This is a genomic window from Halalkalicoccus tibetensis, assembly GCF_037996645.1.
Taxonomy (GTDB): Archaea; Halobacteriota; Halobacteria; order Halobacteriales; family Halalkalicoccaceae; genus Halalkalicoccus; species Halalkalicoccus tibetensis.
Window position 1 is genome coordinate 285,929 of sequence record NZ_JBBMXV010000006.1, and the last position, 22,658, is coordinate 308,586.

Consider the following 22,658-nt stretch of genomic DNA (forward strand, 5'->3'; position numbering starts at 1 on the left):
AGTCACAAGCTACCTTTCATCCGGATCACCGGAACGCAGATCACCCGCCCTATAGTGAACCTATGAAACACGAGAGAATCGATACTGGTTCTGATGATCGAATGCCTTAATCATGGACGAGAACGTCCAAGACGGTTGGTTCGCTACTTGCGATCGCGTCCTTAACTGCGGAGCTGATCTCTTTGGGTGTTTCGATCAAGCGGCCCTCGGCACCATGGCTCTCGGCGTTGGCTGCAATGTCGACAGGCGGCTCAAAGTCCATTCCAACGTATTCGTGATCGGTATCGGTTCCCCCGAAGAGCTTGATCGTGTTGTCCTTCAAGATGCGGTAGTTACGGTTATCGGAAACCACAACCGTCAGGTCGATCCCGTGGCGCGCCGCGGTATGGAGCGTGTGAGGATAGTAGAGATAGGAACCGTCGCCGACGAATCCAAGCACATTACGTGGCGCTTCACGCTGGTTCTCAGCGATAGCCGCTCCGACCGCCGCCGGAAGTCCGTAGCCGAGACCGCCACCCTTGTTTGAGATCAGGCCTTCAGGTTCAAGCGGCCACCGGTTCAACAGCGCGTACTTCGAAGTGACGCCCTCATCGACAAGGTAGGCGTCGGGGACGGTTTCCCGAATGCGGTCGACTAGATCGGCCTTTGAGGCGCGAGGATCGTCCGCCGCGTCGCTCGTTCCGACCGAGGACAGGGTAGCGGCTAGCGACTTACGGACGTCCTTTACGTGTTCGAGCCGTGCGTCTCGAACGCCCGTATCGATCCGCTCCTCAACTCGGTCAGAGAGAGCTGCCATGACCTCGCCGGAATCGCCGAGTACGGCGGCGTCAGCCGGTTGGAGTTTGCCGAGTTCCCACGCGTCCTGTCCGAGATGGATACAGGTCGTCTCGCGACCGACCAGCGGGTTCTCGTGGCGAACCAGCGTCGTATTGGTTGAACAGCCTGCGAACACCAGCGTGTCAACATCCATGACCTCTCTGGCTAGATCCTCATCGGGCGGAACGTAGGAGATCCATTGGTCGTGTTCCGTTGGGAAGTTGACCTCGCAGGCGAGAATCTCGCCGTGGACGCGGAGGCCGGCGGCTTCGGCGAGCGCCACCGCTGCGTCGACGGCATCGCGCCCCGCCCGGGCGACGTGATCGCCGACGACCAGGACGGGATCCTCGGCCGCAGCGAGCAGCTCCGCGGCCCGGTCTATCTGGTGCGGATCGCCACGGCCGGCCGTGGGGATCTCGCCCAGCCGCTCGGGATCGGCGTCGGTCTCGGTCATCATCGTATCCAGCGGTAGACCGAGAAAGACCGGGCCGGTCGGGGGTGTAAGCGCGGTCCGGAAGGCACGGCGGACCATCGAGGGCAGTGCCTCGACATCGAGTACTTCCGCACTCCACTTGGTGAACTCCTCGGCTATCCCAACGAGGTTCCCCGAGAGGATCGGCTCCTCGTGGCGGAAGTCGGTACTGTGGTTGCCCGCGGTGACGACCACGGGTGCGCCCGCAACCTTCGCGGCGTAGAGGTTGCCGAGCCCGTGGGCGAGCCCCGGTGCAAGATGGAGGTTAGCGACACCTACCGGAAGAACGTCCGAATCATGATGAGCGTGGTAGCGTCGAGTACTCGCGTAGCCACCGGCCATTCCGACGGCGATGTCCTCGTGTAGGCCGAGGATGTATTCGATCTCGCTATCACCGAGCGCTTTTAACACGGGTAGCTCGGTCGTCCCGGGATTGCCGAAGACGTGGGAAACACCGTACTGCTCGAGGGCCGTAACGAATAGTTCTGATCCTGTTTGCATGATTAGTTTCTAGCTGAAACACGAAATCGCGACGGAGTGCTCGAATTCGAGACGGCTAAGGCAACGACGACAGCGACGCCGGCCCCGATCTGGAGCGCGGGATGGACGACCACACCGAACATCGCGCCGAACGACGCGACCCCGTAGAGGGTCCGTCGGAGCGATCCGAGCGAGCGCCTGCCGTCGTAGCCCACCGTGGCGACGATGAGCGCGACGGTCCCCGCGAGCACGAGCGGGAACGCGACGACCGTCTCGGGGAACGACCACTGGATCAGGCCGTCGTTGGCGACGAACGCGAAGGGGATGGCGAACCCCGGCGCGCCGATCCGCAGGGCCTGTAGGCAGGCCCTCGTGAAGCTCGTGCCCGCGATCCGCGAGCCGACGGCGACCGAGATGGCCACGGGCGGCGTGATCGCCGACAGCATCGCGAAGTAGAACACGAACATGTGGGTCGTGAGCTCGGGGATCCCCATCGCCTCCACGCCCGGCGCGACGAGGATCACCACGAGAATGTACGCCGCGGGCGTCGGCATGCCGAGCCCGAAGAGGATGCTTGCGAGCATCGCGAGCACGAGCACGAGCAGCAGGCTCCCGCCGCCGAGCCCGACGATCAGCGTGCTCACGCGCTGTGCGAGGCCGGTCTGGGTGAGCAGTTCGATGATGATCCCCATCGCCGCGAGCACGCCGACCAGTGGCGCCATCTCGACGCCGCCACGGTACAGCCCCGTGACGGTCCGCCTCGCGGTTGCGAGGAGGGTGTCGAGCGAGGGTCCGTCGACGTAGAGGTTCCTGAGCGCGACGGTCCCGACGATCGTGAAAATGGTGTACATCCCTGCCGAGAGCGGCGAATAGCGAAGCACGATCAGCGTGTAGAGCAACACTGCGAGCGGGACCGCGAAATGGAGCCCTTGGAGGAGGACCCGCGGCTCGAACTTGTCCGTTCGCTCGGTCGTCCAGCCGAACTTCAGCACCGCCAGGTGGACACCGACCCCGACGCTCAGGTAGAACAGGGCGGCCGGAATCAGTCCCGCGCGGATGACGTCGACGTACGGCACACCGATGATGTCGGCCATGAGGAAGGCCGCGACGCCCATCACCGGCGGGAGCATTTGTCCGCCCGCACTGGCGACGGCCTCGATGGCGGCCGCGAAGTCGTCGCGGATCCCCTGATCGCGCAGCATCGGAATGGTGAAGCTACCCGTCGTCGCGGTGTTGGCCGCCGCGCTGCCGGTGATCGATCCCATCACCATGCTCGCGATCACGGCCACCTGGACGATCCCGGTCCGAAGGCTCGAGCCGATCTCGCGACCCGCATCGAGGACGAAGTCCATCAGTCCGTAGGCCTTCGCGATCCCCGCGAACATGATGAAGATCGCGACCCAGGTCGCGCCAATGCCCATTAGCGTCTCGTGGTAGACCCCTGTGAGCCCGATCGCGCCGTCGCGGGCGATCTGCTCCCAGCTCATCCCCGTGTGGCGGAAGACGCCGGGCATGTTCGGGCCCACAAGCGAGTGGGCGTAGACCACCGCCGTGAGGGTGACGGCGGCGATGGTGTTGCCGAACGCGCGTCGGGTGGTGTCGACCGCGAGCACGATCAATACGAGCCCGACGAGGAGGTCGTTGGTCGTGTAGCCGACCACCGGTGCGTCGTAGAACAGCCGATCGAAATGCAGTTCGACGTAAGCAACTGACCAGATCGCGAGCCCGGCGAGCCCGACCGCGACCAACGGTTCGATCCGCCGACGGATCGACCCCTCGGTCGCCCCCTCCTCCCGCTGCCCCTCAAGGACCGTATGGAGGTAAAACAGCGCGATCCCCAGACCGAGAAAGAGGTTGGTGTAGCGGATCTGTTGGGTGAAGAACTGCGAATACGCGTAGTAGATCGTATAGAGAGTGAACGTCACGCCCAGGAGGTAGGTGACCGCCCGGAGGACGTTCAGTGGCGTCATCCACGCGCGGACGGCCCGAACCGACATGGCTCAGCCCTCCCCGCGCTCGAACTCCTCGCGCCAGACGTCGATCTCCTCGTAGAAGTCGGCCGCCGCGGGATGAAACGGGACGTCCTCGTAGGCGTTCTCGACCCAGAACTCCTCGTCCGCCAGTGGGTTGAGCAGTGCGTGGTACTCAGCGAGCCCCTCGCGGCCCTCGTACAGCGTCTCGAGGAACCCATAGACGGTGTCGTACTCAAGGTCGTCGCGACAGACGAAGTTATAGGAGAACTCGACCCCCCACACCTCCTCGGGCGCGGCGGCGGCCTCCTCGAGATCCTCGCCTGGGAACGACTCGGCCTGCAGGCGCTCGTCGTCCTCCCAGGCCTCGATCGCCTCCTCGGGCACTTCCAGTAGACTGAGATCGACAGTCCCCATCATCTCCTGAAGCCATCCAGGGACAATCTCGTAGTTCATGTAGGTTCCCATTCCGACATCGAGACGTCCCTCGTTCATCGCGCTGGCCTGCTCGCCGTAGTCCTCGCTCACCCGGTCGTACTCATCGATGACGTACTCAAGGGCGTGCTCAACCGCCGTGGCCGTCCCCGATCCCCGGGGCGTCGGCGAGACCGTCGTCTCCGCCTCGATATCGGCGATCGAGTCGAGCCCTTCAGTGGCCGAGCAGAAGAACCACGGCAGATCATAGTAGTGGAACACCTGGTTGATCGAAAAATCGAGATCGCCGAACGGTTCGACCCCCTCCCGAACGTCGACGGCCGACCAGTTCTGAATGTAGACCATTTCGGCCTCGCCACTGTTGAGCGCGCCGATGTTCGCCTCGGTTCCCGGGCTGGTCTGAGCCTCAACGAACACCTGGTCCGTGTCGTCGTTCACCGCGGCCGCGATCCCCTGGTTGGCGGCGTAAGCGGCAGTTGTGGACGTTGCAGTCCGCATCCGCAGGGTCGACTCCCCGTCCGAACTGCCGTTGCCGCCCTCGTCAATTGTCTCCGGATCGTCGTCACCGATACAGCCGGCTAGTCCGAGCGTCCCCGCCCCGCTCGCGGTTAGGAATGCCCGCCGGCCAAGCCCGATACGATCGCTCATTGTCTCCCCCGTCCGCATTCACCGTTTCCACTGTGACCCGAGTTTCCTATCATTGTTAGCGCTTATCGGCCTAGTGGTTCACACTGATCATTAATAACTATCTAGGACGGCGAAGGTCGATCTCCTCAGAGCGGCTCCTCGCCCTCGATCCCCTCGCGCATCGCGGCGATGTCTCCGCCCGCCGAGAAGGCGCCGCCGGCGCCCTCGACGACGAGACAGCGTGCCTCGTGATCCTTAACCGTCGCGAGCGCCTCGCGCAGACCGTCGCTCACCTCCCGTGAGAGGGCGTTCCTCCGGTTGGGTCGGTCAATCGTGACCGTTACCATCCCGTCGTCGAGTGTCAACCGAACGGCGTCGCTGTCGATCATTCGTCCGCGGCCTCTGTCTCTTGCTCGCGGAGCTTGAACTTCTGGACCTTGCCGGTCGTGGTGCGGGGCAGCTCCTCGACGAACTCGACCTCGCGGGGGTGTTTGTACTCCGCGAGGCTCGACAGGCAGTACTCCTTGATTTCCTCGGCGCTCACGTTGGCATCCGGCGTCGGGACGATGTAGGCCTTGATCGTCTCGCCCCGACGACCGTCGGGGATCCCGACAACAGTAGCGTCCGCAACAGCCTCGTGTTCGAACAACAGCTCCTCGACCTCGCGTGGGTAAACGTTGTAGCCTGCAGTGACAATCATGTGCTTCTCGCGGTCAACGACGTAGTAAAAGCCATCCTCGTCGTGGTAGCCGATGTCACCGGTGTGGAACCATCGTCGCCCATCGGCCTCCGTGAACGTCCTCTCATTGGCCTCGGGCAGGCCGTAGTACCCCTTCATCACGTTCGGCCCCGCGATGACGAGTTCGCCGGTGATCTCGTCGAGGTCAACCTCCCCCTCATCGACGGGCCCGCGCTCGACGGGCGGGACGTCCTCGAAGCCGTCGGTGACGATCCGCGACTCGATCCCCGGTAGGGTCCGGCCGATCGAGCCGACCCGCCGATCGTTCGGGCTGTTGAAGTGGGTGACCGGTGCGGTCTCGGTCAGCCCGTAGCCCTCACAGACGGTCACGTCGTAGAGCTCCTCGAAGCGCCGCAGCACCTCGATCGGGATGCCCGATCCGCCCACCCCCGCGAGCCGCAGCGAGGAGAGGTCGAACTCCTCGGCGTCGGGCTGGTTGATCACGTCGTTGTACATCGCGGGCACGCCGTGCATCAGGGTGAGCTCCTCCTCGGCGATCAGCGAGGTCGCCTCCCCCGCGTCCCAGGAGGGAAGCGGGTAGAACGCCCCGCCGTTGAACAGCGTCGCATTCATCGTTATTGTCATTCCGTAGATGTGAAAGAACGGCAAGACGCCGATCTGTCTGTCGTCGACTCCGATCCCGTTGGGTACCACCGCCACCGACGCCTCGGCATTCGTCGCGAGGTTCTCGTGAGTCAATTGCACTCCTTTGGGCTGGCCAGTCGTCCCCGATGTATACAGTTGAACGGCGTCGTCGTCGTCGGCCCGGTCGACGACGTCAAGTTCGTCATTGGCGAGGAATTCCTTAAAGGGGGTGGCGATTTCCGCTGTCCCGCCGATCGATACGATCTGTTCAACCTTGGTATCGTCCTCAACCTCGAGCAGGCCCGCGAGTACGCGACCGACCGCGAGCAGTTCGACAAACCCATCGGGAGCTTCCAGCTCCAGCAGGGCAAGCTCGCGGAGATGGCCACGGAGATCACGACGAGCCAATTGCTTGCCCATCGGCTCGCGGAGCTGAAGGAACGCGGCGAGCTGCGCCCTCAGCAGGTCTCGATGGCCAAACGCAACAACGTCGAGATGGCTCGCGATCAGTCGCGGGTCGCCCGCGAGATGCTTGGAGGCAACGGAATCACCGATGAATACTCCCCGATGCGCCACATGGCCAACATGGAGACGGTCTACACCTACGAGGGGACCCACGACATCCACACGCTGATCCTGGGTCAGGACCTCACTGGCCTCTCCGCGTTCGAGTAAACGTAACCACCCTGCAAGACCGTCTTCAGTGCGTAACTGGCTGTACAACTACCGGTAAAGTTCGGATATTCACGCTCCAATCAGAGGATCGCCTCCAATCCTCCACATTGCTGTTTTGGTGGTCATGAATCGGTTTGCAAGGTATCGTTGTCATTCTTGATATGGTCGACGTCGTCTCAAAATGGGAACTACCGAGCGATTTCGTGATCTTTTGGCCGCACTGGACTACGGCTACTCTTCGAATTTCGCTTGCTGACTATAGATCAGATTTCGCTGGATCTCGTTTGCTCCTTCATAGATAACAGGGATTCGGCAGTCCCGATAAACACGAGCGATTCGGCGGTTGGTAAATATTGATCGTCCACCATGCAACTGCATCCCGCGCTCGGCACAGTCTACCGCCGTCTCAGTAGAGTTGGTTTTCACGAGGGAACCCCATAGACTCGTTCTCTCACCCTCTATTGCTTTGTCGGCAGCTCGCCAGTTCAGTGCACGAGCACTCTCAAAGTCGATACGCATATCCGCAAGTTCATGCTGAACAGCCTGGAAATCGCTTATCTTCTTCTCGAACGCCTCACGGTCGTGGACGAATTTCCAGGTCTCTTCCACGGCTGCGGCAGCGATCCCCAGGCCATGACCACCGACGATGACGCGTTCTTTGTTAAAGAAATCGACAAGCATGTAAAACCCATCATTTTCGGTGCCAAGGAGGTTCTGCTCGGGTATTCTGCAGTTCTCGAAGATGATGTGGCCCTGCTTGCTCGCACGAAAAGCCATTTTCTCCGGAATATGCTCGGCTTCGTAGCCGTCGGCATCGGTTGGCACGATGAACAGCGAGTAATTCGAATACCGATGGTCCGAGTCGTCCGTTTTCGCATATACTGTCAGCCAATCAGCCTCAACCGCGTTACCCACCCAGTATTTCTCGCCATTCAGCACCCACTCGTCGCCGTCCTTTTCAGCGTGAGTGGTCATTCCTGCGAGGTCACTGCCCGTATCGGGTTCCGATATCGCAAGTCCAGTAATTTGATCCCCGTTCGCGACTGGGCGAAGATACTCTTCGTGTTGAGCATCGGTTCCATGTCTCTCAACAAGCTCACCGCCGAAACTCGCTAACCGTAACGTAAGTCCGATACCCGGATCTGCTCGGAAAAATTCCTCCACAAGTGCCAGCATCTCCATGACATCAAACCCACGACCTCCATAATCCTCGCCAATATCTTGAGCGACCAGATCTGCGTCACGACCTGCCTCTAAAATCTCCCACGGATAGTCTCCAGTTCTAAAGTACTCCTCCGCATTTGGAGCAATATACTCTCGGGCAAATTTTCGTGCCTCTCGTTTCACTTGGTGAGCATGCTCCGGTATGATTGACTCGTCTAACAACTCCATGACTATCTCACCATCCTACAAGCGCTCTTACAGCACTGTTTTGCTTACAATGGCCAAATGAATAACCCGCTCTCCAAGCTCTCTGCTGATACTCGGTCACGAACCCCGACCTACTAAGGTTAGTAGTACTGCTACTAGCTGTTTCTATTACTGGAATATTCACGGATCTCTATAACCAATAGAGAGGTAAGATGATAAAATTTTGTACATCGGTAATATATAATCCTCTCAAATTATCGTTGGTTACTATCCTATTGGTGAAATGAAGTATGATATGGTTTTAACTTTTCTGTACTACTTCAGCGTGCTACTTGGCTGCTATGCCCCCATCTGCAAGGTGGATTTCTCCAGTAACATAGGCCGCTGCGTCGCTCGCAAGGTAAACCGCGCTTGCAGCGATTTCTTCGGGTTCGGCGAACCGCTCCTGCGGGATGTCAGCCAAGATGTCCTTTCGAATGTCCTCGTTTTCCCGGACGCCCTCCGTGAATGCAGTCTTTACGTACCCCGGTGCGAGCGCATTTACTCGAATATCAGGTGCCCACTCGACAGCTAAGCATTTCGTCAGTCCGACAATGGCATGCTTGGATGCCGTATAGGGTGTCTGATACGGGAGCGCAACAACACCACCAACGCTAGAGATATTAATCAAAGATCCGTCTCCCCCTCGTTCCAAAATTCGTTGTCCAAATTGTTGCGCGCAAGTAAATGTACCTTGAACGTTAACAGTGAAGATCTGCTCCCATGTTTCTATATCTAAATCAGCCGTATTCCCAAAGTATGGATTCACACCTGCATTATTCACTAAGATGTCGACATCGCCAATTTGGCTCTCGACCTCATCAAATAGTCGTTTAATGCCGTCTTGATCCGTAACATCCTGTGGATTGAACAGTGTCTTGCAGCCCGTTGGGATCGAGAATTCGGAGGCGCTGGCGGTCGACGATGCCGGCGTTCAACAGCCGGATCGCCAGGTGGGTCCCGTGGACCCCACCGCCGATGATCGTTACTTCAGTGTCGGTCATCGTCCGGACGTTAGCCGAACAGCAGCGTACCGCTCCAGGCGATCATGACCGCAAAGGCGACTGCGGCAACCGCCTGGCGGGCCATCATTTTCAACGCCCAGCGAGCAGAGACCTCGCGGGCGACAGTAAAGGCGGTCACCAGACACGGCAGCAGGACGCCAGCGAGATAGACGACAGCGAGCACCTGGACGGGCGACAGCGCGGCGGCCGTCGACGCGCCGTCGGCAGTCAGCAGCGCGATCCCGTCCTTTCGGATCGAGGCGAGAACGACAGTGAGGGCGGCGTCAGCAGGGAGATTAAAGAGACTCATCGCCGGACCCAGCACCGCCCCCATCGCGTCGATCACGCCCAGTCGGTCGCCCGCGTCGACGGTCTCCGGGAGTAGGGAGGCTCCCGAAAACGACCACCGACTACTGTGGTCTTTCTAGGAATAACCGCTTTACTAACGCCCTCTGTGTATTTAGTGAATCCGATAAAATGACTTTTGATACTAAAATATCAATAAAATTTGTTAAGTGTTGCAGTAAGTTGTATACTCTGAGTCGAATTCTTCTGGAGGCGGTTGTTGGAATTGTGAATTCGCATCTTTCGATTCATATGGGTTTTCCAATCTATCTAATAAACGCTTGAATTTAGATAGATTCTCTTTTTTCAGATACTCATTTAGTGCCTCTTCTATCAAGTAGTTGCGGGGGATGTAGCGGGGATTGGTTTTCTTCATTATCCTCTTATCTAGACCGGCATCAGCTAATTCGTTCCAAATATGTTTGAAACCTTCAGATGAATAGACTGGATCATCAAAAGAGCCAGGGTTTTCTAATTCTATGAATGTATTCGTATAGTCTGCTCTAGAATCACGAAGCCAGTCTAAAAATTTATTTACTATTTTTTTCTCTCCGTCTGATTTAATCCCTAGTTTCCTGCTCATCATATTGTAGTATTTTTCATCGAATGTTTCATCGAAACTGTCTAGCTTGGCTTTTAGTTCATCAAAAGCGTAAGATGATTCTTCAAAAAGCGGTTGTAGAGATTCTGCGAAGCGTGTAAGATTCCATTGCAACATCTCTTTTTGACTCCCGAAAGAATATCTACCTCTTTTATCTACCGAACTGAAGACAGTATCTTCGTCGTAATAATTCATGAATGCACATGGTCCGTAATCAAATGTTTCCCCATCTATACTCATGTTGTCTGTATTCATCACACCATGTATAAATCCTACACGCATCCAATCAACAACCATATCTATAGAAGATCGCATAACTTCATCAAAAAAGTCTACGTATTTTTTACTCTTGTTATTCAGATGAGGATAGTGCCTGTCGATCACATAATCAGTGAATTCCTCTAGTTCTCCGGGTGCTTGGCTTGCAACATATTGGAAAGTACCGTATCTAATATGGCTTTCCATCACTCTTACAAGGATGGCTCCAGGTTCTGTTCTACGTCTCCGAACTAAGTTTTCCGTTTCGATTACTGCTAGACTTCTAGATGTTTTTATGCCAAGATTTTCCATCGCATATGAATAAATATACTCTCTGAGCATGGAGCTAACAGTTGCGTTCCCATCGCCTCTTCTTGAGTAAGGGGTTCTACCAGATCCTTTCAACTGAATATCATGTCTACTGCCATCGTGTACATGTTCGCCTAGTATCATCGCTCTTCCGTCGCCAAGTACAGTAAAACGTCCAAATTGATGTCCTGCATATGCTTGAGCAATCGGTTCTTCTAGAAGTTCCTGTCCTGAAAGAATCTGACTATTTAATTCCTCTTTATGTAATCCAAGATCATGACACAGACCTTCATTGAGAACTAAAACCTCCGGATTATCGATGTCTTTTGGCTTCACTCTCGAATAGAGTTTAGTGTCCAAATTTTTGTAGGTCGTGTCAAAGGAAAGGGGCATTTGTTATCACATAATGTCTATTGGCTCTATTTTAATAAGCTATTCCTTGTGAACTACCATACCCTGCTCGCGCTGACGCGCTCGCTGAAATGAGTAGCTCGCGGTTGCGAGATTCACCCTCTATATTCAGCAGCCCGTTCCTCTCGGAATCACTTACATTCGCCCTCCTCGGATGCAATAGCGAGCTCTCGTTCGAGGTTGTGAACGACACACTTGATGACGAGTTCCTGGAACTGCTTCCACCAGAGGCGTGACCGCACGAATGCACCGAATTTCTGTTTGATCGCTGCGTTGACTGTTTCGTTCATGTTCCGCCGATGGTAGAGATCGCTGTCCAGCCGTGCATTCCACGCTTTGTGGAGTGAGGTGAACTCACGATGCTTGATAAGTGGTCGAATATTGTGGTCGCTGGCTCGCTGGCTGGTTCGTCGTCGGTGTCCTCACTATGATCGTGCTCGTTGCCGGCGCCATTGTTATCGGTGGCGCCCTCGCAGGTGGTCTATAATGGCCCACCGAGTTCATTATACTCGCGACGAGCCCGGGACCAGCGTTGCTGCTGACATCCTCGAGATCGTCGAGTCGGGGCGCTGGGTGACGATCCGACTGAGCGGTGACGCGAGCATCTACTCAGAGCCGGCTCACGCGATCCGATTCATCACCCTCGATTTCGTCGCCCAGGGGCCCAGTGCAGTCACCGGGCCGACCGGCGACGATCTCGAGCACCTGATTCACTTCGTCGAGGGCGCTCGTCCCGACATCGACGACCGCGCGGTCGCAAGCGAGTACCGATTCCGAAACGGATGGCTGCAGTATGCCGAGCTCGAGAGCGGCGAGGACGTCCTTTGCCCGCCGGATGTCGTCGAGCCGATCGAGCTCGATACCGCGTCGATCGACGACTGACGCGCCCGCAGGCACCCCTCCCGGCGGAACTTTCTAGTTCGGCAGGAGCGTATAATTAAATGCCGTTGACACCACTGGACGACAGCCCCGCTTTTCTCAGGGCTTCTCTCACAGGCCCTCAGCTGGCCGCTAACCCGGACGGCTGACCCCCTGTCTTGGCGCGTTATGCCTAACGGGCCCGCACAAGGTCGACGAACACAGCGGCCGCTCAGGACAGCCTCCGATAGCTATTTTGTGTGCGAGCGCGTGCCATAGCCTGCCAGTCGGCCCAGTACCCCGACCCAGTTGAAGCTGTGACCTCTCCGATTCGGAGAGGTTTCCGAGGTCATATCAATAGATGATAGAGATATGTATTCTACTCTGAGTGTCTATAATCGCCAGATGTCGGTGAGATCGTGAATCACCATTGACGGGGGACCGGCAGGGCTACTTTTAATTAATAGTTTTGATCTATAATACATCACATAACTTAAAATAAGTTACTTTTATGCACAGATCAGTGGTAGGTTATAGCATGGCAGAGTTATTAACAGACAAGACAGCAGTCGTGACGGGTGCTGCAAGCGGAAACGGACGGCAGATCTCCCTTGCATTCGCATGCCATGGCGCGGATGTCGTCGTAGCGGACATCCAGCCCGAACCTAGAGAGGGCGGCACGCCAACCCATGAGAAAATCGCTAGCGAGACGGATACTACTGCTGATGCGACTTATGTTGAATGTGACGTGACGAACACCGACGACCTCGAAGAAGCAGTCGAGGCCGCCGAAGAGTTCGGCGGTGTCGAAGTGATGGTGAACAACGCTGGCATATTCCGTGACGAGGACTTCCTCGATGTGACCGAAGACGAGTACGACCAGCTAATGGATATTAACGCGAAAGGCGTGTTCTTCGGCGCGCAGGCCGCCGCCAAACGGATGGTCGAACGCGATCGCGGCGGATCGATCATCAATATATCGAGCGTTGCAGGCCTCGAAGGAAGCGGGGAATATCCGACTTACTGCACCTCGAAAGGGGCCGTTCGACTTCTCACCTACTCACTAGCTAGCGCGCTGGGCCCAAACAATATTCGTGTGAACGGGATTCACCCCGGGATCATCGAGACGACGATGACATCCGAGGACGTGCCCATCGTCGGGGCTGAGCTCGGCGAACAGTTCCTCGAAACGGTCCCCTTGCGCCGAAACGGCCAGCCCGAGGACGTCGCCGACGCGGCCGTTTTGCTGGCGAGCGACCTCGCCAGTTACGTCACCGCTATATCATTTGTCGTCGATGGCGGAATGACGAACACTCAATAGCAACTATCACAGACCTATAGATTATTGAATAATTCTCAGATGAGCTGATAGATTCGCCTCGCTTAACTCACTCATGGCCCGAGACGTGGACGGGTTCATAGGGGTCCTCGAGGTCTTTCCGATCGGCGAGGGCGGGCGATGTCACTTCGGGCGCGGGGATTGTCTTGCGAATCTTCTGATCCCACATCCGGGACCCTTCGAAGAACTCAGACGGTGGCCCCGCGTCGCCACAACCGGCGCCAACAACGTGAGGACGCAGGTACGTCCCGTGAACGGCTGGTGACGGTTCCAGCCAGGGACCCTCTTAGAAAATCTCACTCTCGACAACAGTTGTCCAGGGAGAGGAGGGCTCTTTTAATGTTCCATGATAACATTTAACTATAGGGAACGATAATTATCGACCAGTATATAGGGATGAGCAAACCCATTCCCCCATCAACCGATCGTGGAGAACAAGTAGCTCCTCATCAAGACGGGGAAGGCGACGATAATCCGCTTAGAGACTACGGATTTGCAGTCATCAGCCTCGTGATTACGGCTACGTTGGTGACCGTACTGTTCCCGGGTTCTGCTATTGCAGGAGAACCAGTCAGTGCTCTCGATTCCACATGGTTGCTTAGTTTGGTTCTTGGTTGCTGGCTGGCACTGTGGATCTGCCTTCAGACTCTCTGGGCATGGAGTGACAATATCTTGAATATAGTATAGGGCCTTGTGAAGGCGCTGTGCTCATATGAGTCGCCGATACCAGTAAAGAAAGCGACAAGCAGAATTTACAGAGGAGTGGTCTCTCTGGCCGTTAGCTCCCGTGGGTGCGGATCACCTCTCTAACAGGGCACAATCTCTCTCACACGAACACGGCCGTCGAGTCTAGTATTTCTACTTTCTAATTCAGAGCCTGCTGGTACCACTTAGAGGAATTTTCCCTCACTGATCGTAAAGAGAGGCTTATGAACCATTGCTCTACATACTGTCGATACGATGAGTAGCTATCCTGAGACTAAACAACGCATTAGAGAAGCTGCCTTCCGTGCGCTCACTACGCACGGGTACGCGGATCTCTCGATCAAAGATATTGGTGACGAACTCGGTCAAAATCCATCCCTGATATACCATTATTTCGATAGCAAAGACGAACTCCTGCTTTCAATGCTTGATGTCTTTGTCGAGATTTTCGTCGGTCAACGAGCTGAGCAGCCGATTACTGACCCAGAAGCAGAACTACGAGAGTTCATTGATCAAGTTCTCTCTCCTCAACCAGAGCAAATCGAACAGGTCATGTTCTCCCCACCAGCCGATATCCAACAGGGAGTTTCGCGAGTATTCGTCGAACTATGGGCCCATGCGACGTGGGATGACGAATTCCGAGCAGAAACTACACGAGTGGAAAGTCGACTCAGAGAAACGGTCATTCAGATACTCCGTGCCGGCATCGAACTCGAGCAGTTCCAACCAGTGGAACCGGAGCAGACAGCAGATCATCTTCTCTTTCTGCTCAAACAAACGATCCACACTCGTACGACGACGAACCGAGATGCCGTCACCGAGCGTGGTCAAATGATTATCGATCGTGTGATAGACGATATTTCAGTAGAGAGTTAGTCACAAGGCTGCTGCTGCTATAGTTTCGACGATCGCTTCACGTCTTCTTCCCATTACAGTGCCATTAGCCCACGACGGTACCAAAAGACCCATATTGATTAATCGATCAATTAACGTATGCAGTCATCTGGATCAGTCGTTGGAGTGGGTCAGGCACCGGAAGCCATTCGAAGCCGCGACAGGCAGCTCTCGCCGTTCGAATGGTACGCTGAGATGCGTCAGGAAACTCCCGTTTGTTACGACGAACGACGGGAAACATGGGACGTGTTCCGATACGAAGACGTAAACCACGTTCTCAAAGATCATGATGCGTTCACAGCTAATCGCACACTGGAGGCCGATGAATCCTCAAATGGCGGTAGTGATGAGATGCCGATGTTGCAGACGATGATCACAACAGGCCCACCGGAACACAACCGCCTGCGGGGATTTATCGACGAACGGTTCCAGCCGGGAGCGATACGGGAGTACCAGCCCCAAGTAGAGAAGGTAACAGCGGAGTTGCTGGATGACCTCGAAAACAAGCAGCAGTTCGATTTTGTCGACGAGTTCGCAATTCCGGTTCCGGTCATCGTCATCGCCGAGCTGCTGGGGATTCCCGCTGACCGCCGCGAGCAGTTCAAGGAATGGTCGGATGCACTCGTTGCACGGCCCGAAGACGACACACAAGAGGAGATACAACGGGTCCAGCAAGGACAGCAACAGGCCCAACAGGAAATGGGCAGGTACTTCGCGAAGTTATTGGAAGAGCGCCAGGGGGGTGACGGCGATGACCTCGTTACGCTCGCAGCGAACGCAGAGGAGCTATCCAGAGGCGAAAAGGTCGGGTTCTGCATCCTCCTTCTTCTCGCAGGCAACATCACAACGACGAACCTCCTCACTAACACGATCTGGTCGTTCGAGGAAGAGGGAATCACAAATGACGTTCGAACGGGAGCGATCGATCACGAACAGGCCATCGAAGAGGCGCTTCGATATCGGTCCCCGATCCAGTCATTAAAACGAATCGCTACGGAGGACGTCGAACTGAACGGCCAACAAATCCAGACTGGGGACATCCTGACGCTCTGGTTGGGTGCTGCAAACCGTGACCCGGAGGTCTTCGATGATCCCGAGGAGTTCCGACCCGAGCGAGGGTCCAACCGGCACATCGCGTTCGGAACGGGAGTCCACTTTTGTTTAGGTGCTCATCTCGCACGGATGGAAGCAGACGTCGCCATAGAGCAGTTGCTTGAGCGCTTTGATCGGCTGGACGCGGATCTCTCGGATCTTCAACCGTTGAGTAGTCTCTACGGTCTCGAATCGCTCCCCTGTGAAGTGAGCATGAACGCTCATTCAGAAAGATAGGCTGATATCGCCAGTTATTCTATTCGCGTATCTCCGTAGTAGATCTCGGGCCACCGAGTGATAGGCGACCGGTTACTCGGCCGCTCAGTAGCCGTCCGTGAGTAGTGTATGCCTTTCTCTGTTTGGTACCTTGTAGATCACAGTCATGTACTGTCGATCGACGGTGGTCATGTGGCCGATTGAATAGCGTCCGTATTCGACCTTTGTGATAGCCAGCGCGACGTCCGCCATTTGTGTGAGCGAGGCGAACGAAAACCGACGTGGCCCGATCGAAGCTAATTATGCGGATGAAACGTCATCGGGAGACGATCGAATCCATAGCTAGTCGCTAGCTCGACGGGCTCAGAAGGACCCTCGTTGACCTCGAGTCGTTCGACGCGATCCGTGACGGCATCGAGAATGATATCCCCCTCCAGCTTCGCGAGCGGCGCACCGAGACAGTAGTGAGGACCGAACCCGAACGCGATGTGACGATTCGGCCTCCGATCGGGACAGAACTGATCTGGATCGTCGAAGACGTCGGGGTCCCGATTGGCCGACCCAATCCAGGAGACGATCCGCTCGCCTTCGGGAATCTCCGTTCCGCTTAGTTCGACCGCTTCAGCCGTTCGTCGCCCGGAGATCGACTGTACCGGTCCTCGATACCGGAGAACCTCGTCGAACACTGTCCGCCGGTCGAGCTCGCCATCGCGGAGTCGCTCGTACTCCCCGGTTTCCTCCAGCGTCCAAAGGGCGTTCCCGACGGCGTGGGTCGTCGTCGAGTGGCCGGCGAGAAAGAGAAAGACACAGAACGCCCGCTGTTCGGACGGCGAAAGCGTCGGTTCGTCGTCCGCTTCCGAACCCGCGATGACCGAGATCAAGTCACTTTCCGGATTCTGGCGACGCTCATCGAGGAGATTACCGAAGTATTCGTACATCTTTCCCACCCCTTCCATGATGGCATCGCGCCCAGCCTCGTCGCCAGTCATCGCGCCGGACCACTGTCTGACCAGGTCCCAGTCGTCCTCGGGAACACCCAAAAGCCGGGAGATTGTTAGGACGGTTACCGGGGCGGTCAGCTCGCCGATAACATCAATCTCCCTTCCATCTTCGAGTGCTCGATCGAGGCGGTCGTCGACGATCGATCGAATCGACGGGCGAAGCTCCTCGAGGTTTCCTGGCTGGAAGTACTCCTCGACGACACCCCGAAGCCGGTCGTGCTCCGGCGGGTTCTCGTCGATGAGGAGCGTTCCCAGGTTTCCGTTCGGATCGAAGTCCGACGCACCCGTCGAGGTGAATGTCTCGTAATCGGAGAGCGCCCGCTTGACGTCATCGTAGCGAAAAACGTCCCAGCAGTCGCGACTCTCGTCGTATCGAACGGGTTCGGTCTCGCGCATCGTCTCGTACCACGGAAACGGGTCCATCAGCCGTTCTTCCGCGGTGAGTTCGTCCGGTGGTCGCATATCAGGTCCAGGATTTTGCTGGCTCACGTTAATTGATCGATTAATCAACATCGTAGGTCTTTCGGTTGCCGTGCTCCCGGTCGGCCCTGCAGTCAGAACGACCGATATTCACTATGAGGGTCGGCGCGGTGGTCGACCGTACGACGTGGAACTGATCGACATCCCGACCAAGGAAGGTAACGACGGTTCCACAGACTACAGGGGACCACAACGATATGGCCCACGGGTTCGTGACGTTCCACGAGGTCGATCAGGCTCGCAAGGCGATCAGGGACCTCGGCGGCGATCTCGCGGAGCTGCTCACCGGGAACTGACGTCCGGCACTATCGTGTGCGCTATCTCAGTCGGCTGCCTGACCACCGTCGACGGGCAACGTGTGGCCGGTGATATAGGAGGCATCGGATGAACAGAGGAACGCGACTGCGCCGGCCATCTCCTCCGGTCGAGCGATGCGGTCCATCGGTACGTCCCGCATGGCTGACGTATCGAAATTCATCCGGCGTGTCTGAATTACCATCCGGATCAGTTCGACGGCCGTTCTGATCCGATCAAGCATCGGTATCGGCGATTCGCTGGCTCTGCTCAACAGGCCCGACTGGATGTTCGTTCGTGTCGGACCGGGCGCGATCGCATTGATACGGACGCCCCGATCGGCGTACTCGAGGGCGGCCGATTTCGTCAAGCCGACGACACCATGTTTGCTGGCCGAGTAACTGGCGAGGCCGCTCATGCCGACCAAGCCGGACTCGGAGGCCGTGTTGACGATCGCGCCGCCGCCTTGCTCCTCCATGACTGGGAGCTCGGCCTTCATGCACGTCCAGACGCCCTTTAGGTTGATCCGGACGATCCGCTCCCACTGTTCGTCAGTGATGTCCTCGATTCCCGAGAATCCCGTGAGAATCCCTGCGTTATTGTGCGCGAACTCAAGGCTCCCGTAGGTGTCGACCGCGACGTCGACCATTCGTTCGACAGACTCGGAATCGGAGACGTCGACTTCGACAAACGTCGCGTTACCGCCCGCATCCTCGATGAGATCGACCGTCTTACGGCCCCCTTCTTCGTCGACGTCCGTGACGACGACGTTCGCCCCTTCCTCCGCGAAGCGCCGTGCTGATTCGCGTCCAATGCCCGATGCGGCTCCCGTTACGACGGCAGTCTTCCTATCTAATCCATTCATGAGTTATCCCTTTTTGATTGATTACTCAATCAATAAGAGTTCTCATATGATAGTCGTCTTGGATTTCCGGTGAGCCTTTGAGCTATAGAGGCGTTCTACGCCCAACAACAAGTATCTCTAAGCTTTAACGTAGATATCGGGACGGTATTCGCAGGTATGTCCCGTGAGCGGCTGGTGACGGCTCTAGCCACCTACTTAAGAGATCCACTCCTGACACCAGCTGCCCGTGGACTGGTCCGGTTACAGATCATCTGCGAGCAAGTCTTCAATGAACCGGAAGCCGTTCACGAACGTGACCGAATCACCATACCCCTTACTGGCCAAGACGGTCTCGGCTCCTTCACCAGCGGCACTATCAGTTGTATAGATGTAGACCGCAGTCGCTGTGCCTGTACTGAGGTATTGGGCCGCGAGCGCAGCCAGGGCGGCGTCAGCCCGCTCGATCTCGTCCGCTGGCCGGTCGTCAGCGTTCGCGATGTATCGCTGGACACCATCCATCGTTCGGGAAACGATAGACTGAGAAAACTCGAGTGGCGCTGCGACTGCCGTCCACCCCTCTTCGATCGCCGTATCGACGGGCAGTGTCCGGATATCGGGCTCGTCGGTGGCAAGCTCGTCATACACTCGTTCAGGGAGGACGAACGTGATGTCGTTGCGGCGGGCAAACCGCCGGACGGTTTGATACCGGCTGTTCGATGGCTGACCCATTGCGACGAACAAGCCAGTATCAGCAATATGGAGATGGCTCACGCGTCGTCAATCGCATCGCGCTCATCGACGCCAATCGTCTCAAGCGACGCGCCCGCCTCCTCAATCTCGTAGTAGTCGTGCACGACAGGCCGAAGTGCTTGGAGAATGATCTCCGCAGCCAGCGGCGAGATATCGAGATCCTGTGCCATCAGGCGATGGGTTGTCTCGCCCCGTTCCCGCGCGAGGGCGTAGGTGAGTGCCGTCGCGAGGCCAGCGATACCGTGGCGGTCGATGTAGGTGTCGATATCGTCATTGCCCTCACGTCGTCCGACGGCATCGATGAGTGCCGGCGTGATCGTGTACTCGCGGTCACCATCGGCCGCCGTGACAGTCAAATCAATCTCGCGGGCGGCGTATCGCCGGGGCTGTTGTTCCTGTGTTACCTTAACAACGCCAGTATCAACCAGTCGATTGACGTAGGTGTAGGCTGTTCCCTGGGCGAATTCGAGGTCATCGATGACATCTTGGACGGTCGCCTCTCCCTCGTGATCGAAATACGTGTAGAGGTGAGCCAGCTGAGGATCCTCGAGAAGGCCCGCAACTGAGAGAAAATCGTGGACAATATCACCATTTGCCCGATTTGAAGTGCGTGACATGATTTCGATTCTAATTACAGTTTACAGCGAATCAGTAAAGAGTGTTTTGATCAGCTCGGTAGACTAAGCGACAGCCGGTACGGCTGTGGCAACATCCTTTCCGGAACTCCGCAAGAGTACGACTCCTTATTTCCGACGAAAGAGCAGCGAAACGTCGTGTAAGCGGTTGACTATAGAACAGTTGTATTTCCAGTAGCTGTAAGGGTCGTTCCGTCGGAGTAGCGTTATCACCTCTAATCGGCACCATCTTCTTTCTGGTCGGTAGACGGTATATCAGTTCTTCGCCCTCTCGAGCGATAGTGTTATACTGGCTAAAATTGTATGCAATTGCATGGGCGATCAAACCACTATTACGCTCGATCGCACCGACAAAGAGCGTCTCAACGAAGAACGAGGCGCTGTTCCGTGGGGCGCATATCTGATTGGGTTGCTCGAAGATACGGAGGAAGAACCGGTCCGTTTGGATCCCGCACAAGCTGAAGAACTCTCCCGGATGACCGCAGAACGGACTGTTGACCTTTTTGAGGAGCGCCGCTACTGATTTCCCTCTTCTCATGACGATACAACAGAGTTATACCTGCGAATTATCGTAGGCCCGCTAATGGCACATGGATCAACGAACCAACACTCATCTCTCTCACTCGACACGGTATTCGAACTATTAGCCAACAAGCGACGACGGTTCGCGCTGTATTCGTTACTCGACTCTTTAGAAGATCCCATCGAGTTTAAAACGCTAGCTGAGGATGTCGCAACTCTCGAAGCCGCCATGCTCGAGAACCCCTCACTCGAGACCTGTATCAGGACATTGCAGCAGACCTCTATCAGTGGCATCTCCCGGTTCTCAGTGATGTCGGAATCGTTGATTGTGATCCTCGTCATGAACTCATACGCTGTCTTGATCAACCCCTACTCGCTCAGTGGGCTGCTCGCGTGCGGCACGATGAACTCAATTCAGGCTGAGGAGCGACATGCTTCTGTTGTTGTGATCACAGACCTTGGCTCACTGCTTGTTGCTTATAGAGCAGGTCTCTTGAGCGCTCTGTCTCATACCCGGTTCTACTACACCTGCGATATCGTATCGCGTTTTGATTAGGGTTGGTGGGGGACGCAGTGTTACCGACGGTGTCTCGGATGAGCGCAGAACAGACGGTCGCCCTCTTTGAGGAGTGATGATACCGAATTCCAACTCCTATTATGAGTTGGGAGGCCCGATCCTGCAGAGGGATTAAGTCGTATGGAACGGCAGCACTTACTGGCGATCCATCCCCACCGATCGCTACTGGTTAGTGCTGGCATTTCGCCTATCCACTTCGGATAGGCTTTCGATGGAAACACACGCTATGATTACGAGATAGCGTCTCGCATAGAGGGTAATGCATCAGCTATCCGTCCGTACGGAGATGGCATCTAATACGATGGATAGCTATCCGGTGACTGAACAGTGCAGTAGAGAAGCGACCCTCTATCAATCATCGAATACATCCGTAGCTTTTAATCACTAGGTGTCAGTATACGACACGGGTACTGGCCGTTCAGACATTGCGGCTCCGTACCCCGTATCCGTGGTGGGCTGGATTCCATACCAGCCCCCGCCTCTCACCAACATTCGCAGCTTAGCCGATTCTGCTTCGTCAAGATGACAATCTCTCGTTTAGCCGAACAAGTCCGTAGCTTTTTCGCGGAGAGTGTCGATGGCTCACATGGGCACGGGATCTGATGTGGCCCATTGTAATCCTGCTGCCTGTCGGGGCTGGGATCACCCTGCCCCGAAGAGAATCGTCGCGTCTGACTACACTACGGAGCTATGGATCTCCTGAAGGCGAGACGATCTCTACTGTTAGTGATCCGGTTCACCAACAGGCGCTTCAAGTCGATCAACCTGCACCACGAGAATTCTGTTGGTCGTATCGATACCGTCGAGAGTTCCTCCGACCACAAGCTTTGAGAGTGGCGTTGGACCAACCGTAATCGAATCACCGTTCTCGTAGTCCTGAACGGATCCCTGAATGTGAATCTCCGCGCGACACTGTTCGGGATGCTGAACGCTCGAGAGATCGATTTCACGGATATTAGCATCTTCGACGGCCTCACCATTGTGAGTCAGCGAAACCGCGGCCGGCTCGTCCAATTGATCCATGTCCAGCACTTCAAACGCTGTTACCGTCGGCTTGTATCCGCCTTTTGGACCGGGGACCCCCTCAACTAACTGCAGGGCTTTCAGACTCTGCATCTGATTGCGAATCGTCCCTGGATTGCGGTCGACTTCTCCGGCTATTTCGTCACCTTTCACCGCATTCTCTCGATTCCGATGGAGGTCAACGAGTGCAGTGAGGATGCTCTTTTGGCTCGCTGTAAGCTCGATTGCGGACATACCTCCGTTAAAAGAAGGATTCTTAATAAACTGTGGAAACACAGTATGTGCTGACAT

20 protein-coding genes and 4 pseudogenes are annotated in these 22,658 nt (G+C 56.3%); 8 read left to right on the top strand and 16 right to left on the bottom strand.

Features of this window, described 5'->3' with window-relative positions; genetic code table 11:
• Nucleotides 1-106: 106 nt before the first annotated feature.
• The 5 genes and pseudogenes from WOA58_RS17790 to WOA58_RS17810 all read right to left on the bottom strand — a co-directional run.
• Nucleotides 107-1,789 (bottom strand): thiamine pyrophosphate-binding protein, encoded by a 1,683-nt coding sequence (locus WOA58_RS17790; protein ID WP_340605634.1) that lies wholly within the window; start codon nt 1,787-1,789, stop codon nt 107-109.
• 2 nt (nt 1,790-1,791) lie between these two features.
• On the bottom strand, nt 1,792-3,765 hold the full coding sequence (locus WOA58_RS17795) for a TRAP transporter permease (RefSeq protein WP_340605635.1): 1,974 nt from the start codon (nt 3,763-3,765) through the stop codon (nt 1,792-1,794).
• Nucleotides 3,766-3,768: 3 nt separating this feature from the next.
• On the bottom strand, nt 3,769-4,821 hold the full coding sequence (locus WOA58_RS17800; protein ID WP_340605636.1) for a TAXI family TRAP transporter solute-binding subunit: 1,053 nt from the start codon (nt 4,819-4,821) through the stop codon (nt 3,769-3,771).
• Between the two features lie 125 nt (nt 4,822-4,946).
• Nucleotides 4,947-5,189, bottom strand: a complete 243-nt coding sequence (locus tag WOA58_RS17805; RefSeq protein ID WP_340605637.1) for an enoyl-CoA hydratase-related protein — start codon at nt 5,187-5,189, stop codon at nt 4,947-4,949.
• Nucleotides 5,186-6,418: pseudogene (locus WOA58_RS17810) on the bottom strand (class I adenylate-forming enzyme family protein); the annotation flags it as partial. The gene WOA58_RS17805 and the pseudogene WOA58_RS17810, both read right to left, overlap by 4 nt.
• Between WOA58_RS17810 and WOA58_RS17815 the strand changes: the two are divergent.
• Nucleotides 6,419-6,799, top strand: a pseudogene (locus WOA58_RS17815) (acyl-CoA dehydrogenase family protein); the annotation flags it as partial.
• Between the two features lie 231 nt (nt 6,800-7,030).
• Here the strand turns inward: WOA58_RS17815 and WOA58_RS17820 are convergent.
• The 6 genes and pseudogenes from WOA58_RS17820 to WOA58_RS17845 form a co-directional block, all read right to left on the bottom strand.
• Complete coding sequence (locus WOA58_RS17820; RefSeq protein ID WP_340605638.1) at nt 7,031-8,191, bottom strand: acyl-CoA dehydrogenase family protein; 1,161 nt, start codon at nt 8,189-8,191, stop codon at nt 7,031-7,033.
• A 307-nt stretch (nt 8,192-8,498) separates the two neighbouring features.
• Entirely contained in the window at nt 8,499-9,104 is a 606-nt protein-coding gene (locus WOA58_RS17825) for an SDR family NAD(P)-dependent oxidoreductase (protein ID WP_340605659.1), read from the bottom strand.
• A complete protein-coding gene (locus WOA58_RS17830; protein ID WP_340605640.1) occupies nt 9,043-9,213 on the bottom strand; it encodes a Rossmann-fold NAD(P)-binding domain-containing protein in 171 nt (56 codons plus the stop codon). The genes WOA58_RS17825 and WOA58_RS17830 overlap by 62 nt, the downstream gene beginning before the upstream one ends.
• Nucleotides 9,214-9,223: 10 nt before the next feature.
• Nucleotides 9,224-9,571, bottom strand: a pseudogene (locus tag WOA58_RS17835) (nucleoside recognition domain-containing protein); the annotation flags it as partial.
• A gap of 153 nt (nt 9,572-9,724) precedes the next feature.
• Nucleotides 9,725-11,119: a protein adenylyltransferase SelO gene (locus WOA58_RS17840; protein ID WP_340605642.1), complete on the bottom strand. Its 1,395-nt coding sequence runs from the start codon at nt 11,117-11,119 to the stop codon at nt 9,725-9,727.
• A gap of 149 nt (nt 11,120-11,268) precedes the next feature.
• Nucleotides 11,269-11,532, bottom strand: a pseudogene (locus tag WOA58_RS17845) (hypothetical protein); the annotation flags it as partial.
• A gap of 91 nt (nt 11,533-11,623) precedes the next feature.
• Between WOA58_RS17845 and WOA58_RS17850 the strand changes: the two are divergent.
• From WOA58_RS17850 to WOA58_RS17865, 4 genes are all read left to right on the top strand, one after another.
• Nucleotides 11,624-12,019 carry a hypothetical protein gene (locus WOA58_RS17850; protein WP_340605643.1) on the top strand — a complete coding sequence of 132 codons (396 nt, stop codon included), beginning with the start codon at nt 11,624-11,626 and terminating at the stop codon, nt 12,017-12,019.
• A gap of 514 nt (nt 12,020-12,533) precedes the next feature.
• Nucleotides 12,534-13,316 carry an SDR family oxidoreductase gene (locus tag WOA58_RS17855; RefSeq protein ID WP_340605644.1) on the top strand — a complete coding sequence of 261 codons (783 nt, stop codon included), beginning with the start codon at nt 12,534-12,536 and terminating at the stop codon, nt 13,314-13,316.
• 978 nt (nt 13,317-14,294) lie between these two features.
• Nucleotides 14,295-14,915 carry a TetR/AcrR family transcriptional regulator gene (locus WOA58_RS17860; RefSeq protein ID WP_340605645.1) on the top strand — a complete coding sequence of 207 codons (621 nt, stop codon included), beginning with the start codon at nt 14,295-14,297 and terminating at the stop codon, nt 14,913-14,915.
• A gap of 117 nt (nt 14,916-15,032) precedes the next feature.
• Nucleotides 15,033-16,262: a cytochrome P450 gene (locus WOA58_RS17865; RefSeq protein ID WP_340605646.1), complete on the top strand. Its 1,230-nt coding sequence runs from the start codon at nt 15,033-15,035 to the stop codon at nt 16,260-16,262.
• A 275-nt stretch (nt 16,263-16,537) separates the two neighbouring features.
• Here the strand turns inward: WOA58_RS17865 and WOA58_RS17870 are convergent, their stop codons facing one another.
• Nucleotides 16,538-17,704 (bottom strand): cytochrome P450, encoded by a 1,167-nt coding sequence (locus WOA58_RS17870; RefSeq protein WP_340605647.1) that lies wholly within the window; start codon nt 17,702-17,704, stop codon nt 16,538-16,540.
• 215 nt (nt 17,705-17,919) lie between these two features.
• On the opposite strand from WOA58_RS17870, the gene WOA58_RS17875 reads away from it, so the two are divergent.
• The gene (locus WOA58_RS17875; RefSeq protein ID WP_340605648.1) at nt 17,920-18,018 is read left to right on the top strand and encodes an RNA recognition motif domain-containing protein; all 99 of its coding nucleotides are present in this window, start codon (nt 17,920-17,922) and stop codon (nt 18,016-18,018) included.
• Nucleotides 18,019-18,044: 26 nt separating this feature from the next.
• Here WOA58_RS17875 and WOA58_RS17880 read toward each other — a convergent pair whose 3' ends face one another.
• From WOA58_RS17880 to WOA58_RS17890, 3 genes are all read right to left on the bottom strand, one after another.
• Nucleotides 18,045-18,881 (bottom strand): SDR family NAD(P)-dependent oxidoreductase, encoded by an 837-nt coding sequence (locus WOA58_RS17880; protein ID WP_340605649.1) that lies wholly within the window; start codon nt 18,879-18,881, stop codon nt 18,045-18,047.
• A 240-nt stretch (nt 18,882-19,121) separates the two neighbouring features.
• Entirely contained in the window at nt 19,122-19,631 is a 510-nt protein-coding gene (locus tag WOA58_RS17885; RefSeq protein ID WP_340605650.1) for a hypothetical protein, read from the bottom strand.
• Entirely contained in the window at nt 19,628-20,227 is a 600-nt protein-coding gene (locus tag WOA58_RS17890) for a DUF7437 domain-containing protein (protein ID WP_340605651.1), read from the bottom strand. The genes WOA58_RS17885 and WOA58_RS17890 overlap by 4 nt, the downstream gene beginning before the upstream one ends.
• 331 nt (nt 20,228-20,558) lie before the next feature.
• On the opposite strand from WOA58_RS17890, the gene WOA58_RS17895 reads away from it, so the two are divergent.
• Both WOA58_RS17895 and WOA58_RS17900 read left to right on the top strand, forming a co-directional pair.
• On the top strand, nt 20,559-20,768 hold the full coding sequence (locus tag WOA58_RS17895; protein ID WP_340605652.1) for a hypothetical protein: 210 nt from the start codon (nt 20,559-20,561) through the stop codon (nt 20,766-20,768).
• Nucleotides 20,769-20,828: 60 nt separating this feature from the next.
• Nucleotides 20,829-21,323: a DUF7344 domain-containing protein gene (locus WOA58_RS17900; protein WP_340605653.1), complete on the top strand. Its 495-nt coding sequence runs from the start codon at nt 20,829-20,831 to the stop codon at nt 21,321-21,323.
• A 744-nt stretch (nt 21,324-22,067) separates the two neighbouring features.
• Here the strand turns inward: WOA58_RS17900 and WOA58_RS17905 are convergent.
• Entirely contained in the window at nt 22,068-22,601 is a 534-nt protein-coding gene (locus tag WOA58_RS17905; RefSeq protein ID WP_340605660.1) for an Rrf2 family transcriptional regulator, read from the bottom strand.
• Nucleotides 22,602-22,658: the final 57 nt, after the last annotated feature.